This is a genomic window from Ensifer sp. 1H6, from assembly GCF_001976035.1.
Classification (GTDB): Bacteria; Pseudomonadota; Alphaproteobacteria; order Rhizobiales; family Rhizobiaceae; genus Ensifer; species Ensifer canadensis.
Map to the genome: position 1 here is coordinate 77,525 of NZ_MOAI01000022.1, position 15,185 is coordinate 92,709.

At 62.9% G+C, this 15,185-nt stretch carries 13 protein-coding genes and 2 pseudogenes; 2 read left to right on the plus strand and 13 right to left on the minus strand.

Features of this window, described 5'->3' with window-relative positions:
- Positions 1–122: 122 nt before the first annotated feature.
- From BKP54_RS23550 to speB, 10 genes and pseudogenes are all read right to left on the minus strand, one after another.
- Positions 123–1,076 carry a ring-cleaving dioxygenase gene (locus tag BKP54_RS23550; protein WP_057216142.1) on the minus strand — a complete coding sequence of 318 codons (954 nt, stop codon included), beginning with the start codon at positions 1,074–1,076 and terminating at the stop codon, positions 123–125.
- Positions 1,077–1,290: 214 nt separating this feature from the next.
- Positions 1,291–2,071, minus strand: a pseudogene (locus BKP54_RS23555) (carbon-nitrogen hydrolase family protein).
- A complete protein-coding gene (locus BKP54_RS23560; protein ID WP_025428162.1) occupies positions 2,068–2,868 on the minus strand; it encodes an ABC transporter permease in 801 nt (266 codons plus the stop codon). The pseudogene BKP54_RS23555 and the gene BKP54_RS23560 overlap by 4 nt, the downstream one beginning before the upstream one ends.
- Positions 2,865–3,719, minus strand: a complete 855-nt coding sequence (locus BKP54_RS23565) for an ABC transporter permease (protein WP_025428163.1) — start codon at positions 3,717–3,719, stop codon at positions 2,865–2,867. The genes BKP54_RS23560 and BKP54_RS23565 overlap by 4 nt, the downstream gene beginning before the upstream one ends.
- Complete coding sequence (locus BKP54_RS23570) at positions 3,716–4,753, minus strand: ABC transporter ATP-binding protein (RefSeq protein WP_084815023.1); 1,038 nt, start codon at positions 4,751–4,753, stop codon at positions 3,716–3,718. Before BKP54_RS23570 ends, BKP54_RS23565 begins: the two co-directional genes overlap by 4 nt.
- A 119-nt stretch (positions 4,754–4,872) precedes the next feature.
- The gene (locus BKP54_RS23575; RefSeq protein ID WP_025428165.1) at positions 4,873–5,952 is read right to left on the minus strand and encodes an ABC transporter substrate-binding protein; all 1,080 of its coding nucleotides are present in this window, start codon (positions 5,950–5,952) and stop codon (positions 4,873–4,875) included.
- Between the two features lie 73 nt (positions 5,953–6,025).
- Entirely contained in the window at positions 6,026–6,673 is a 648-nt protein-coding gene (locus BKP54_RS23580; protein ID WP_025428166.1) for an amino acid ABC transporter permease, read from the minus strand.
- Positions 6,670–7,338, minus strand: a complete 669-nt coding sequence (locus BKP54_RS23585) for an amino acid ABC transporter permease (protein WP_025428167.1) — start codon at positions 7,336–7,338, stop codon at positions 6,670–6,672. The genes BKP54_RS23580 and BKP54_RS23585 overlap by 4 nt, the downstream gene beginning before the upstream one ends.
- Before the next feature lie 64 nt (positions 7,339–7,402).
- Complete coding sequence (locus tag BKP54_RS23590; protein ID WP_225906283.1) at positions 7,403–8,179, minus strand: transporter substrate-binding domain-containing protein; 777 nt, start codon at positions 8,177–8,179, stop codon at positions 7,403–7,405.
- Between the two features lie 111 nt (positions 8,180–8,290).
- Positions 8,291–9,352: an agmatinase gene (gene speB, locus BKP54_RS23595; RefSeq protein ID WP_025428169.1), complete on the minus strand. Its 1,062-nt coding sequence runs from the start codon at positions 9,350–9,352 to the stop codon at positions 8,291–8,293.
- 222 nt (positions 9,353–9,574) lie between these two features.
- Between speB and BKP54_RS23600 the strand changes: the two genes are divergently transcribed.
- Together BKP54_RS23600 and BKP54_RS23605 are read left to right on the plus strand one after the other, a co-directional pair.
- Positions 9,575–10,621 (plus strand): LysR substrate-binding domain-containing protein, encoded by a 1,047-nt coding sequence (locus tag BKP54_RS23600; RefSeq protein ID WP_025428170.1) that lies wholly within the window; start codon positions 9,575–9,577, stop codon positions 10,619–10,621.
- Between the two features lie 18 nt (positions 10,622–10,639).
- Positions 10,640–11,818, plus strand: a complete 1,179-nt coding sequence (locus BKP54_RS23605) for an aminotransferase (RefSeq protein WP_084815024.1) — start codon at positions 10,640–10,642, stop codon at positions 11,816–11,818.
- A gap of 108 nt (positions 11,819–11,926) precedes the next feature.
- On the opposite strand, the pseudogene BKP54_RS23610 reads toward BKP54_RS23605, so the two are convergent.
- The 3 genes and pseudogenes from BKP54_RS23610 to BKP54_RS23620 all read right to left on the minus strand — a co-directional run bounded on the left by BKP54_RS23610 (position 11,927) and on the right by BKP54_RS23620 (position 15,182).
- A pseudogene (locus tag BKP54_RS23610) lies at positions 11,927–12,771 on the minus strand (DMT family transporter).
- A 226-nt stretch (positions 12,772–12,997) separates the two neighbouring features.
- A complete protein-coding gene (locus BKP54_RS23615) occupies positions 12,998–14,431 on the minus strand; it encodes an aldehyde dehydrogenase family protein (protein WP_025428173.1) in 1,434 nt (477 codons plus the stop codon).
- Positions 14,432–14,447: 16 nt separating this feature from the next.
- A complete protein-coding gene (locus BKP54_RS23620) occupies positions 14,448–15,182 on the minus strand; it encodes an MBL fold metallo-hydrolase (protein WP_025428174.1) in 735 nt (244 codons plus the stop codon).
- Between the last annotated feature and the right edge of the window lie 3 nt (positions 15,183–15,185).

The window sequence follows — 15,185 nt, forward strand, 5'->3', positions numbered from 1 at the left end:
GATCTGACCCTTTGCTGCTTGTTGCCGCCATCATGGGTCGATGCGACGGGAAAGCCAATGGGATCAGGGGGATGTAAAACCGAAAAAGCCGGGGACGAGCCCCGGCTTTCTGCTTTTGATCGTTATTCCAGCGGCTTCAGCCGTGCCTCGATCTGGGCCCGCTTCGGCTCCAGGAACGGCGGCAGCGACAGGCTTTCGCCAAGCGTTTCCATCGGTTCGTCGACGGCAAACCCCGGCCCGTCGGTGGCGATCTCGAACAGCACGCCGTTCGGCTCGCGGAAATAGAGCGAGCGGAAATAGTAGCGTTCGACCTCACCGCTCGACGGCAGGCGGAAGCCCTGCAGGCGCTCCGTCCACGCCGTCAGCGCATCTGTATCCGGCGCCCGGAAGGCGACGTGATGCACCGCGCCGGCACCCTGGCGGGCGGGCGGCAGGCCGGGCTGAACGGCCACATGCAGTTCGGCTGCGGGACCACCTTCGCCCATCGAGAACACATGCACCTGGCCCTCGCCATCCGGCGACGGATAGCGTCTTGCCTCGGTCATGTTCATCACCTGCGTCAGCACCAGCTCGGTGTTGGTGATATCAGGCACGCTGATGGTGATGGCCCCAAGACCCTTGATCTGGTGCTCGGCCGGAACCGGGCTCTTTTCCCAGGGGTGCGAGGGTGAAAGTCCGCCGTCGTCGATCAACCGGAAACGCTGGCCTTCGCCGTCTTCGAAGTCGAGAGAGATGCGGCCGTCGATTTCGCGCACATCGCCGGCGGTCACCTTCATCTCGTCGAGGCGACCCTTCCACCAGCGAACACTATCGGCACTGCCGACCCGCAGGCCGGTGCGCGAGATGCTGTGCGTGCCGCGGCCTTCGCGTCCGACCGGCCAGTCGAAGAAGGTCAGGTCCGTTCCCGGGCTCGCTTTGCCGTCGGCGTAAAACAGGTGATAGGCGGTTGTATCGTCCTGGTTGACGGTTTTCTTGACCAGGCGCAGCCCGAGAACCTTGGTGTAGAAGTGCAGGTTCTCCGGCGCGTTCGCCGTGATTGCCGTCAGATGGTGAATACCCGTCAGTTGCAAACTCATGATTGCCTCCAATGCGTGGCTTTTCTGTTGAGCACAATATGGGGCGGCACGGCGATTGCGAAAGTGGACAATGTAGAACGCAATGTTCTTCTGGAGTGAACGATCTCCGCACAACCTCGGAGCCTTTCCAGGAAAAGCGCGAAGCAGTTCTTCGTCAGGAAATGCGTAAAACTAGGAGACAGAGCGTTTCCACGATCGTCCAAACCGGAGAAGCCTACGTGCGATTGAGATCACCGAGATAGGTATTTTCCAGCCGCGAGATCGCGAAGCTCGCCGGATTGATGTCGGCAAAAATCAGCGCCTCGTGGCCGGCGTCACCCTTGGCCAGCACCTGTCCGTCCGGCGATGCGATGCGCGAGAGGCCGGCAAAGGAGAACATCGGGTCCGAGCCGCAATGGTTGATATAGGCAACGAAGACCTGGTTCTCGAAGGCGCGCGTCTGGATCATGTGGTCGGTGATGAAGGTGCCCGACCATCCGGCCGGCAGCGCCGTCGGCACCAGCACCGCTTCGGCACCCGCCAATGCCAGCCTGCGCACATTCTCAGGAAACTCGACATCGTAGCAGATCAGCATGCCACAGGTGACGCCACGGTGGGCGAACAGCCGTGTCGACGGTTTTTCGGCCCTAAACAGCGACCGCTCGTAGTCGCCGTAGAGATGCGATTTGCGGTAAACGGTCGGCGTCGCATCGCCATCGACATAGACGGCGCTGTTATAGATGTCGTTGCCATCGAGTTCGGCGAAACCGGCGATCAGCGCGATGCCGCTTTCCCGCGAAATCTGCGCCAGGCGCCGGACGATCAGTCCATCCGCCGGCTCGGCGAGATCGCGGATCGCCCCCCCCCGCGCCATACCCGGTAAGGCCGAGTTCCGGCGTCATCAGCAGCGTCGCTTCTCTCGCAGCCGCCTCCTTCGCCGCCCGCGCAAGGCGGTCGAGATTGGTGGCGACATCGCCGCAGGCCGATTGCATCTGGAGCGCGGCGAGCTTCATCATTTTCCGTCCGACGACATGGCGCCCAAAAGCTTCGGCAGGTCGCCGAAACGGGCAACGAGACCGAAGATCACGGCGGCCGTAGTGACGAACAGGATCGTCACCGACGCCATGGTCGGCGTGTAGCCGTAGCGAAGCGCATTGAAGATCTTGATCGGCAGCGTTTCCATGGTGAAGCCGACGGTCATGTAGGCAACGATGTATTCGTTGAGCGAAAGCACGAAGGCGAACGCGTAGCCCGAGACGATATAGGGCAGGATCAGCGGCAGGACGATGGTGCGAAAGATCGTGCGCTCATCGGCCCCCATGGTCGCGGCTGCCTCGACCAGCGATCGGTCGATCGCGGTGAAGCCGAGCGACAACGTCACCAGCGGCAGCGTCACGAAGAAGATCGCGTGGCTGACGACCGCCGTCCAGGGCTGGCCGTAGAAGCCGACCGTTGCCCAGAAGGTGAGCATGCCAAGCGCGGTGATCACGGGCGGCAGCGTAAAGGGCGCGACGCCGAGCAACTGGAAGATATTGGCCCAGGGCGCGATCCGGCGCCAGAGGAACCAGGCCAGCGGCAACGCTATCGCAACGGCAAGGGCCGCCGACAGCAACGCCAGCGTGACGGAGGCGAAAAGCGCGCTGCGCCATTCCGGATTGAGGAAGATCTCGCCGTACCAGGACAGCGAAAAGCCCTGTGGCGGGAAAGCCAGCGTCTGCTTGGCATTGACCGATACACCGGCAACGACGATCAGCGGCAGCGCCAGGAAGAGCCCGATCAGGAAGAAGTAGGCCTTGCGGAAGATCGAGGTCATACCGCTTCTCCCTTGCGTCCGGCAATCACGGTCAGCGCCACGAGCCCGAGCGTCACCAGCACCAGGAACACCGCCATGGCCGCGGCAAAAGGCATGTTCGACTGGTAGATCGCCTGGTCGGTGATCAGCACCGACAGGGTCCAATGCTGCGGCCGGCCGAGCAGCTGCGGCAGCAGGTAGGAACCGAGCGCGAAGATGAACACCATGATCAGCGTTGCAGTGATGGTGTTTCTGAGCGCCGGCACGACGACGGTGAAGAAGGCTTTGAGCGGCGATGCGCCAAGCGTCCGGGCAGCCTCCGTCAGGGTCGGGTCAAGCCGCACAAGTGCCGGGAAAAGCACCAGCACCGTATAGGGGAAAGCCTGGTAGACCATGCCGGTCAGCACCGCGCCGAAACTCGGGGTCAGTGCCTTCGCCTCGCTCATGATGCCGAGCGCCACCAGAATGTTGGTAATGCCGGCCGTGCGAGAGAACAGCGTCGACCAGGCAAAGCCGATGATGACTTCCGACAGCGACAGGATCGACAGGAGCGCCACGAGCCAGAGCACCTGCACCTTTCGTCCCATGCGGGTCAGCATGTAGGTAAAGGGCAGCGCCAGCACGACGCAGCAGATCGCCACGGTGATGGCGAGCAGCAGCGAAAAGCCGAGCACACCGCCGAAGAAGGCGGAGAGGAAGCGCGCATAATTGTCGAAGACGAAGGCCGGCGTGTAGAAGCCGCCCTGCTGGCGCTGGAAGAAGCTGACGGCGATCATGGTGCCGAAGGGCACGACGAAGAAGATCGTCAGCATCGCCGCGGGAAAGAGGAGCGGCGCGTAATCGCCAAGGGTCTGGGGCGGTTCGCGTCTCATTTCTTCAACACCACGCAAACGTCGGGGGTAAGCGCAATGCCGACCTCCTGGCCGACGGTGACGTCTGGCCGGCCGCGCGGCGTCGAGACCGCGACGATCTGCCGGCCGGCAATGTCGACGAAGGTTTCGATCGTGCCGCCGAGATCGCGCACAAAGGTGACCTTGCCAGTGAGTGCGCCGGCATCGGGTGCGGTCAGGTGCACATCTTCAGGACGAACCGACAGCGTTCCCTTGGAAGCGCCTGCAGGCAATGCAAGGCCGGCAATCGGCTGCCCCAGCACCTCGACGCGGCCGGCACTGTCGGCCTGCACCTCGAGAAGATTGGTCTGGCCGATGAAGTCGGCGACGAAGCTGTCGGCGGGGCGGCGATAGATCTCGATCGGCGACGCGGCCTGGCGGATCTCGCCACCGTTCATCACGACGACCGTGTCGGCCATGGTCATCGCTTCGCGCTGGTCGTGGGTAACGACGATGGTGGTGATGCCGAGCTTCTGCTGCAGCTGGCGCAATTCCACCTGCATCGCCTCGCGCAGCTTGGCGTCGAGTGCCGACAGCGGCTCATCGAGAAGGAAAAGTTTGGGCGAGATCGCCAGTGCGCGCGCGATCGCGACACGCTGGCGCTGGCCGCCTGAAAGTTTGGCAACGGGCCTGTCGGCATAACCGGTCAGATGGATCATCGACAGCAGTTCGTCGACGCGCTTCTTCTGGTCTTCCTTTGCCGCACCGCGGATGCGCAAGGGGTAGGCGATGTTCTCGCCGACGGTCAGATGCGGGAAAAGCGCCAGCGACTGAAACACCATGCCGAGATTGCGCTTGTGCGTCGGCACATGGGTGATGTCGTCGCCATCAAGTTGGATCGCCCCGCCGGTCGGCAGGTCAAGGCCGGCGATCATGCGCAAAAGCGTGGTCTTGCCGCAACCGGACGGGCCGAGCATGCAGACGAACGTCCCGTGCGGCACGTTGAGGTCGACATTGTTGACGGCTCTGAAGGATCCGAATTCCTTGACGACGTTTTGAAGGGCGAGTCCGGACATTGTCTCTCCGCGGGATAGTCCCCTCCCGTCTGCGGGAGGGGTGGCAAGGGAGACGATGCCCCCTTTCGTTTAAGCTCCGGCCCTCCCCTTTAAAAAAGCGGAGGGCCAACGTCTTGTCATCAGCCGACGATCAGCTCGGTCCACTTCTGGTTGAGCCAATCGGACTTGGACTGATAAAGGTCGTAGCGCGGCACGATCGGCTCGATGTCAGACGAAACGGCTGCAAATTCCTTATCCGTCAGATCGGTGACTTCGCGCTTGACGGTCGGCGACGTGCCGACCTTGCGCGACAGGGTCGCCTGGATCGAAGGCTGGCACATGTAGTCGATGAAGACATGGGCTTCCTCGGACTTCTGCGAGGCGCGCGACAGTGCCCAGCAACCGGAATCCTGGATGCCGCCTTCCTTCGGGAAGGTCGAGCGCACCGGATTGCCGTCGGCGGCCGCAAGGCCGGTCACGTCGTGATAGTACTGGCCCATCGGGATTTCACCCGACTTCAGCGACTGCTCGAACTGTGCCTCGTCGCGGTACCAGAGCCGGACGTTCGGCTTAACCTCGGCGAGCTTTTCGAAGACCTTGAGGATGCCCTCTTCGGTATCAAGCGCATTGGTGCCGCCGAAGTAGGTCTTGGCGGTCACTTCCAGTAGGAAGGAGTTGGAAACCAGCGCCAGCAGGCCCAGCTTGTCGGCATTTGCCGGATCCCAGAACGCGGACCAGGAGGTCGGCGCTTCCTTGTAGACATCGGTGTTGGTGACCAGCGTGATGTACCAGGACACGGCCCCGATGCCGGCAACGCGGCCATCCGGATATTTGTTGACGAAGCGGTCGAGCAGGTTCGAGCTGTTCTTGATCTTCGCCATGTCGATCGGCGTCCACAGCTCGGTCGACTGTCCCTTGAGCATCGCCACCTGCGACATCATCGAAACGTCGGCCGGCGCCTGGCCGGCGCGTGCGGCCTGCTCCAGCTGAACGAGCCAGGCTTCGCCGGTCGGCTCGGCGATCGATTCGATCGCAATGCCCGTCGCCTTGGTGAATTCCGGGAAGATGTTCTTGTCGAACGAGGTTTTGAAATAGCCGCCGTAAACGCCGACCTTCAGCGACTTGTCCTGGGCGCGCAGTACCGAGGGCATCGCCAGCATCGAAGCGCCGGCAAGACCCGCGCCGAGCAGCGTGCGGCGCTTGATGGAAGTGGTGATCATCATCTTTCTCCTTTGTTTCGGCGGTGATCCGCCTTGTTCCCTGTTCTCTTTGATTTCTTGCACATTTTCGGTCTCAGTGCGCGGGCATTTTGCGTTCCAGCATGCGTGCATATTGTGTCAGCGGATAACACAGCACGAAGAAGATCACCGCGACCAGCCCATAGACCGTGAAAGGTTCGAAGGTTGCATTATTGATCGCATTGGCGGTTCTGAGAAGCTCCTCGAAGCCGATGATCGACGTCAGCGCCGTGCTCTTGATGAGCTGGACGAGGAAGCCGACAGCCGGCGGCCGGGTGATCGCGAACGCCTGCGGCAGGATCACCAGGCGCAGTTCCTGCAGGCGATGCAGCCCGAGGCTGGCGCCGGCATCCCACTGGCCGGCCGGCAGGGCTTCGACGCCGCCGCGCCAGATCTCGGCAAGATAGGCGCTGGCATAGAAGGTCAACCCCAATGCTGCCGCGGTCCATGGCTCGATGCGAAAGCCAAGCATCGGCAGACCGAAGAACATCAGGAACAGTTGCATCAACAACGGCGTGCCCTGAAACAGAGCGATGTAGCCCGAGCCGAACCGACGCAGCCACTTCTGTTTCGATATGCGCGCAAACAGGATCATCAGGCCGACGGCAGCCCCACCGGCAAAGGCGACAAGCGATAGAAGCAGCGTCCAGCGGGTCGCAAATACCAGATTGCGCAGGATGTCCCAGAAGGTGAACTCGATCATGACACGCCCGCCCCAAGCATGCGCCGGCCGCCCGCCACGAACAGACGGCGGATCATCATCGACAACGCGAGATAGATCAGCGTGACGACAAAATAGGTTTCGAAGGATCGGAAGGTCCGCGCCTGCAGCAGGTCCGCCTCATGGGCGAGTTCCCGCACGGCGATCTGCGACACGACCGCCGATTCCAGCATCATGATGATCACCTGGCTGATCAGCGCCGGAAAGATGACCTTCAGAGCCTGCGGCAGAATGATCTTGACGAACACCTGCCGTGGCCTCAGCCCGAGTGCAAAGGCTGCCTCGCCCTGGCCCTTCGGCACGGCGTCAAGGCCGGCACCGACGATCTCCGTGGTGTAGGCCGCCATGTTGAGCGTCATCGCCAGGATCGCCGCGACGATCGGATCGAGCCGGATGCCGAGGCTCGGCAGACCGAAGTAGATGAAGAACAACTGCACCAGGAACGGCGTGTTGCGGATCACTTCGACATAGACGGCAACCGCCTTGCGCAGCACGCCGTAACGGCTGCGGCGGGCGGCTGCAAAGACAATGCTGATCAGAATGCCGAGCACCATGGTGCAGGCGATCAGAAAGAGCGTCATCGCAGCGCCATGGGCGATCGCGCCCGCGGCATCCCGAAGCCACCCGAAATCGAGGCTGTAACCCATCGTCGCAACCTTTCCCCGAAAGGCACCCACGGAGACGCATGTCCCCGTGGGCGTCAAGTGCTGATTAGTCTTTCAGGTTTTCGGGGTTGAGCGGCGTCTTCAGCCAGGCCTCGGAGCTGGCATTCAGCTTGCCATCGGCAAGCATCTTAGCAACCGCGTCGTTGACGGCCGTCTTCAGGGCTTCCTCGTTCTTGTTGAGGCCGATATGCGACGGCGAGGTCAGGAGCTGGAACTTCTGTTCCGGCTTCAGCGCCTCCTGGCGGGCCAGCACCTGCGCACCGACGTCGTTGCCGACGACCATCAGCTGGGTCTGGCCGGAGATGAACGCCTGGATCACGGCATTGTAGTTGTCGAAGCGCTGGATCGCGGCGGTCGACGGCGCTGCCTCGGTCAGCGACGTATCTTCCAGCGTGCCGCGGTTGACGGCGATCGTCTTGTCCGCAAGGTCGTCCTTGCCGGCAACCTTGAGCTCAGCCGGACCGATGACCGCGATGTAGTAAGGTGCGTAGGCCGCGGCGAAGTCGATCACCTCGGCACGTTCCTTGGAGAAGCCGACGCTCATCAGGATGTCGACGCGCTTGTCGTTGAGATAGGGAATGCGGTTCTGGCCGGTGACGCTGACCAGGTTGAGCTTGACGCCGAGGCCGTCGGCGATCTGCTGGGCGACATCGACGTCATAACCCTTGATGCTCATGTCGGCACTGGCCGAGGAGAAGGGCGGGAAGTCCGAGAAGATGCCGACATTGATCTGGCCGGCCGACTTGATGTCGGCGAGCGCGTCGGCACGTGCGATACCGGTTGCCGCGCCCAGCATCAGAGCGGCGGCGAATGCTGCTTTCATCGTCTTGTGAAGTGTCATTGTCGTTCCCCTGTCCGGAAGCATTGTTGGTTGTGGCATTTGCTGGTCGGCCGCCGCTTCCAGTCCGGCAGCCGACAATCTTTCTTTCAGGCGTCAGGCGGACTTGCCGGTAACGGCCGGGCTGAACACCATGAGGCTGAGGATCTCGAACAGAACCTGGGCGCCGGCATGCGCCGTGTTGGTCGTCGCGTCATATTGCGGCGCGACCTCGACGACGTCGCCGCCGACAAGGTTGATGCCCTTGAGGCCGCGGATCAGTTCCAGCACTTCGCGGGTGGTGAGACCACCGATTTCAGGCGTGCCGGTGCCCGGTGCAAAGCTCGGATCAACGCTGTCGATGTCGAAGGAGAGATAGGTCGGGCCGTCGCCAACGATCTTCTTGGCCTTCTCGATGATCGCGGGAATGCCGAGACCGGTGACTTCCTCCGCATGGATGACGGTCATGCCGGACTCGTAGGAGAACTCCCAGAGATATTCGGCCGAGCCGCGGATGCCGATCTGCACGACACGGGTCGGATCGAGCACACCGTCGAGCACCGCGTTGCGGAACGGGCCGCCATGGTGGAACTTGGTGAGGTCGTAGGCGCCGCCGGTGTCGCAATGGGCATCGATGTGGATCATGCCGACCGGCTTCTTCTTGCCGACGGCTTTCAGGATCGGATGGGTGATCGAATGGTCGCCGCCAACAGACAGCGGAATGACGCCGGCATCGACGATCTGGTTGATGCGCTTTTCGATATCGTCGTGGCTAAGCTCCAGCCGGTAGCGGCTCTGGAACGGCACGTCGCCGATGTCGGCGACACGCAGTTCGTGAACCGGCGCGCAACCGAGCACATGGTTGTAAGGGCCGATGCGCTCGATCGAACGCAGCGCCCGCGGTCCGAAGCGCGAACCAGGACGGTTGGTGACGCCAAGATCCATGGGGATGCCGACGATCGCGACCTGCAGATTGCCGAAATCGGGCTCGTCCGCATCAACAGCCATGTGCGGCGCCGTCAGGAAGGTCGGGATGCCGGAATAGGGCGCAAGGCGCGTGCCGCTCTTGGTGAAGATCTTGTCGGCGACGCGGCGGAAGGTCGGGTCGAACAGCTCGCCGCCATGGCTTTCACCGTATTTCGCCTTGAGTTCGCCAAGCTTCTTTTCGTCCCAGGCCATCCGCTCAAACCTCCGTCATGTCAGCCGGGGAATGCGCACAAAGGCGCCACAGATCAGCATCTGCGGATGGGGCCGGTTCTCTCCGGCTCAATCAAGTTCCCCAGGCTTTTTGCCCTGTTGAGTTCCATTAGGTGACAAATCCTCTGGAAAATCAATTGACATTGTTATAGCGTTTCGTGTGAGAAAAATTCACATGACAACAGCCCGCCGGAACCAAGCTTTTTGTCCAGCCGCCTGCCGCCCCTGAACCCCTTGCGCGCCTTCGAGGCGACGGCGCGCCGTGGCTCCGTGTCGGCTGCCGCGCGCGAACTGAACGTGACGCACGGCGCCATCAGCCACCAGATCCGCGCGCTCGAACTCTCGATCAACGCCACGCTATTCGTGCGCGGCGGAAAGCGGCTGAAGCTGACGCCGCAGGGCGCGCTGCTACTTCCGGCGGTTACCCACGCCTTTGCCGAAATCGCCGCCGCAACAGCCGCCATGACGCGCCCGACCACCAGCGGCGAGTTGCGCATCACCTGCGTCCCCGCCCTGCTCTCCTTCTGGCTGATCCCGCGCCTGCACCTCTTCACCGAGCAGTTTCCCGATGTGCGGCTGACGCTGATCGCCTCCAATGATGCCGCCTATCTCGATGCGTCCGATGTCGACGTCTGCCTGATCTATGGCGACGGCAACTGGCCGGGCTGCTGGTCGAAGCTCTGGAGCCGGCTGGAACTGTTCCCGGTCGTCAGCCCGACATTGCTGAATATGCGGCCGTTGCGCTCCGTGCGCGACCTGCGCGACCATGTGATGCTGCATGGCGACGACGGGCGCGAATGGAACACGTGGCTGGCAGCGGCCGATGCCAGCGACCTGCAGCGCGGTCGCCAACATTTCATGAGCGATGCGCGGCTTTCGACCGAAGCGGCGCTGCACAATCAGGGTGTCGCGCTTGGCGACACCATCACCGCCGGCAGCCTGATCGCGCGCGGCGAGTTGATCGCTCCCTTCGACCTGACGGTTCCGGCCAACGACGCCTTTTACGTCGCCTGCCGCAATGAAGTGCTGGCCGCCCCGATCGTGCGTATCTTCATCGACTGGATGTTCTCGGCGCTGGAAAACGACCCGATGCCGGAACTGCAGACCTCCGCGCGCACGATTATTCGCAGCCGAGCCTCGAAATCCGAGCCGACAGACCGTAAATCGGTGAAGGACGGTTTTCAGCCGGTTTCAGCTCCGGCCCGCGGCCGGCGCACGGAACGCCCACAGAAACGCAAGAACAAAGCCTGAGCCATAGGAACACCTGCCATGCCGCATTTCAATCCGCTCGTCGAAAAGCTCTCGTCGCCGCCCGTGCCGTCGGTGCTCGCCTGGGCGAAAAGCTATGATGGCTCCCGCGGGCCGCTGATCGACCTCTCGCAGGCGGTGCCCGGCTATCCGGCGCACCCGGACATGCTGGCATGGCTGGGCGAAGCCGCGGCGTCGACTGCCTATACCGGCTATGGCGCGATCGAGGGTGAAGCGGCGCTGCGCGAGGCCTATGCCGCGCATGTGGCAGGCCTTTATCGCGCCGCGATCACGGCCGACAACATCCACATCACCTCTGGTTGCAACCAGGCATTCATCTGCACCGCGATGGCGATCGCCTCAGCCGGTGATACGATCCTGATGACCAACCCCTATTACTTCAACCAGGAAACGACGCTCGCCATGCTCGGCATCAATGTCGAGCTGGTGCCCTGCGACGCCGGCGCCGGCTTCCTGCCGGAGATCGACGCAATCACTGCTGCGCTGCGGCCGGGTATCCGGGCGCTCGCGCTGGTATCGCCGAACAATCCGACCGGCGCGATCTATCCGCCCGAGCTTCTGTCGCGCATCTACGAAGTTTGCCGCGCCAACGGCACCTGGCTGATCCTCGACGAAACCTATCGCGACTTCCTGCCCGATGCCGGCGCTACACCGCACGGCCTGCTGCAGACGGAGGGATGGCAGGACAGCTTCATCGGCCTCTACAGCTTCTCCAAATCCTTCTGCATTCCGGGCCATCGCCTCGGCGCAATCACCGCCGGGCCGGCGCTGGTCGAGCAGGTCACCAAGATCATGGACAACCTGCAGATCTGCGCGCCCCGTTCGGCGCAGGCCGCGGTCGCCAAGGCTATTCCAGCACTTGCCGATTGGCGTCTCGGCAATCGCGCCGAGATCGCTGCGCGTACAGACGCGCTGCGCGATGTCATGGGCCGGCTGCCGCAATGGAAGTTGCAGGCGATCGGCGCCTACTTCGCCTATATCCGGCATCCCTTCGCGGACATCGATTCGCAGTTCGTGGCCGAGAAGCTGGCGAAACTCGCCGGTGTCATCTGCCTGCCGGGCGACTACTTCGGCGAAGGCCAGGAAAACTACCTGCGCTTTGCCTTTGCCAATGCCGACGCGGGCACGATCCGCCAACTGGAAGAGCGGCTCGCCGGCTTCAACCTTCCCGGCCTGTAACAGGGCAAGAGCGTATCCGGTTTCGACGCAGCCGCGGAAACGCTCTTGCTCCATGTTTTTACACATTTCCTGACGGAAGACCGCGTTCGCACCTTTCCTGGAAATGCTCTAACCGCGGCGGGCGATCAGGATGCCGACAAGCACGATCGCCCCGCCGATTGCCTGCATCAGCCCGACCGGCTCGGAGAGCAGTATCCAGGCGAGGATCGCCGCGACCACCGGCTGCAGCAAAAGCGTCAGCGACGAAAACGCCGGCGGCAGATAGGCGAGCGCATAGGTGATCGCCACCTGCCCGCCCGCATGGCTGACGAAGGCGAGGCCGAACAGCATCGACCAGCCGAAGAGCGTCGGCGGCAATAGCGTGGGCTCGGACAGAAGCACGATCGGCAGCATGCAGATGGCGGCGGATGCCGTGCTCCAAACCATGATCCGGATGGTGCTGAACAGGCTGCGCAGCCGCCCGATTGCCAGGATGTAACCGGCATAGAACATCGCAGCGATGACGGCGACGCCGTCGCCCAGCAGATTGCCGTCGGCAAGCGCCATCGGGCCGCCCTTGAGGATGATCACGCCGGCGACCGCCGTCGCAAGTCCGATGGCAAACACGGTGCTGATGCGGGCGCGAAAAAGCAGCCAGCTCGCAAGCGTCACGAAAACGGGGGCAAGGTTGGCCAGCAGGGTGGCATTGGCGACCGACGTCTTGGTCAGCGCATAGTGCCAGGCGGCAAGGTCGATTGCGAGGAAGACACCCGGCAGCACCAGCAGCGCATACTCCGACAGCCGCTCGGCCGCCGGTCGGACGCCGGCGCCCCACGAAACCAGGACCAGGCGAGAAGCGGGATCAGCGCCAGCGCCACGCGCCAGAAGGCCGTCGCCATCGGTCCGACCTCGGACAGGCGCACGAAGATCGGCGAGCCGCCGATCGCAGCCCCGCCGATCAGCAGGGCAGCCATGGCAAGGCGATTATGAGAAGAGGCGGCGGCGGGTGCTGAGGTCACGTCAATGTCCGGCTCTCTGCTGGCGGGCGATCATGGCGCCCCTGAGAAGGCAGCTAGCAGAAGTGCGGCATCGGCAACAGTCGCAATAAATCGCCCGCAGCAACAAAGACGGCCGCCATGCGCAAACACGGCGACGGTCCAATGGTTCTATCGCGCCTCGTCGGCGCAATGCTTGGTGTCGTCAGGCCGCGTCCGGAATATGCACGGTCTTGACCTCAAGGAAATCCTCGAGCCCGAACATGCCGCCTTCGCGTCCATTGCCGGACTGCTTGTAGCCGCCGAAGGGGCTGCCATAACGATGGGGGCCGCCGTTGATGTGGACCATGCCGGCGCGCAGGCGTGACGCCACCCGCTCCGCCCGCTTGGGATCGCCGGTCTGCACATAGGCGGCCAGCCCGTAATTGGTGTCGTTGGCGATCGCGATCGCTTCCTCCTCGGTATCGAAGGGGATGATCGCCAGCACCGGCCCGAACACCTCCTCGCGAGCAATGCGCATGGTGTTGTTGACGTCGGCAAAGATGGTCGGCTTGACGAAGTAGCCGGTCTCGAAGCCCTCGGGCTTGCCGGCACCGCCGACGACAAGACGCGCGCCCTCGGCGATACCCGCTTCGATCAGCGCCTGCACGCGGCCGAACTGGACGTCGCTCACCAACGGGCCGATGTGGCCGCCTTCCTTGGTCGGATCGCCGACCTCGGCTCCACGACCGACGCGGCCGGCGATCTCGACGACCTTGTCGTAGACGCTACGCTCGACCAGCATGCGCGTCGGCGCATCGCAGGACTGGCCGGAATTGTTGAAGCATTCGAGCACGCTTCCGCTCACTCGGTCTTCGAGATCGGCATCGGCAAAGACGATGTTCGGTGACTTGCCGCCGAGTTCGAGCGTCACGCGCTTGACCGTTTCGGCCGCATCCTTGCTGACGGCGATGCCGGCGCGGGTCGAACCGGTAAACGACATCATGTCGATGTCCCGATGCTTCGACAGTGCGGCACCGGCATTGATGCCATCGCCATTGACGAGGTTGAAGACGCCCGCTGGAAAACCGGCCTCATCGATCATTTCGGCATAGAGCATGGCGTTGAGCGGCGTGAATTCGCTCGGCTTCAGCACGCAGGTCGAGCCGGTCGCAAGTGCGGGAACGACCTTGAGCGCGATCTGGTTGATCGGCCAGTTCCAGGGCGTGATCAGGCCGCAGATGCCGATCGGCTCGCGCAGGATCACGTCGCCGTTCGCCAGCGTATCGCGCGTCTTCAGCCGCTTCAGCGCATCGATGAACCCCTGCAGATGGCCGACGCCGACATCCGCCTGCTGCTCGCGCGTCATTGTCGTCGGAGCGCCGAGCTCCATGGTGATGGTGGCCACCATCTCGTCATAGCGGCGCTTGTAGATCGACAACAGCTTTTCGAGCAGCGCCAGCCGCTCGTCGACGCTTGTACGGCTATAGGTGGCGAAGGCCTTCTTCGCAGCGGCAACGGCGCGATCGATATCGGCGGCCGAACCCATCGAAATCACCGCGATCGGCTTCTCGGTCGCCGGGTTCAGCACCTCCAGATCGTTAGGCGTGATCGGATCGACCCATTGGCCGTCGATATAAAACTTCCTTTTGTCGAGCATACGCTCCTCCTTCCCGTCAGATTGTGTTTTCTTTCTCCGCGAGCCAGTCCTTGATGAGCGCGCGGTAGCGCTCGCCTGAAAAGCTCGGAAAATGTCCGCCGTGGACGATACGCGCCGGAATGCGCAGCAACCGTTCCATCGACGCCAGATAGTCGTCGGCATTGGCGTGGTAGGTATCTTCGATCAGCGGCCCGTCGTAGAGGATGTCGCCGGAAAAGAGCACGCCGCTCTTCTCCTCCCAGAGTGCGATGCCACCGGGCGAATGCCCGGGCGTGTGGATCACCTCGAAGACGCGATCGCCAAGATCGATATGATCGCCATCGGCAAGAACAATCGTCGCAGGCGCAGCCTTCACCGCGTAGGTGGTCGAGGCATAGGGCTCGGGCGGCAGCGCGTCGAAAATCTCGTCGGCGACATAGGGGTCGGCAAGCGTGTTGATGCGCGTCGGATGCGCCAGCAGCTCAGCTTCGGCCGCATGCACGGCGCGGCAATCGAATTCGTGATGGCAGCCGATATGGTCGAAATGCGTATGGCTGGCAACGGCGGTCAGTTTGCGCTCGGTGACCAGCGGCACCCACGCGCGCAACGACACCACGCCCATGCCGCTATCAACAAGCATGTCACGGTCGCGCCCGCGCACGTGCCACATGTTGCAGCGGTAGAACTCCTGGATAAAGGGTTCGCAGATGTAGGTGACATCGTCGTCGAGACGCTTCGCCGCATACCAGTCTTTCGGAGCAATTCGCCGCATCTT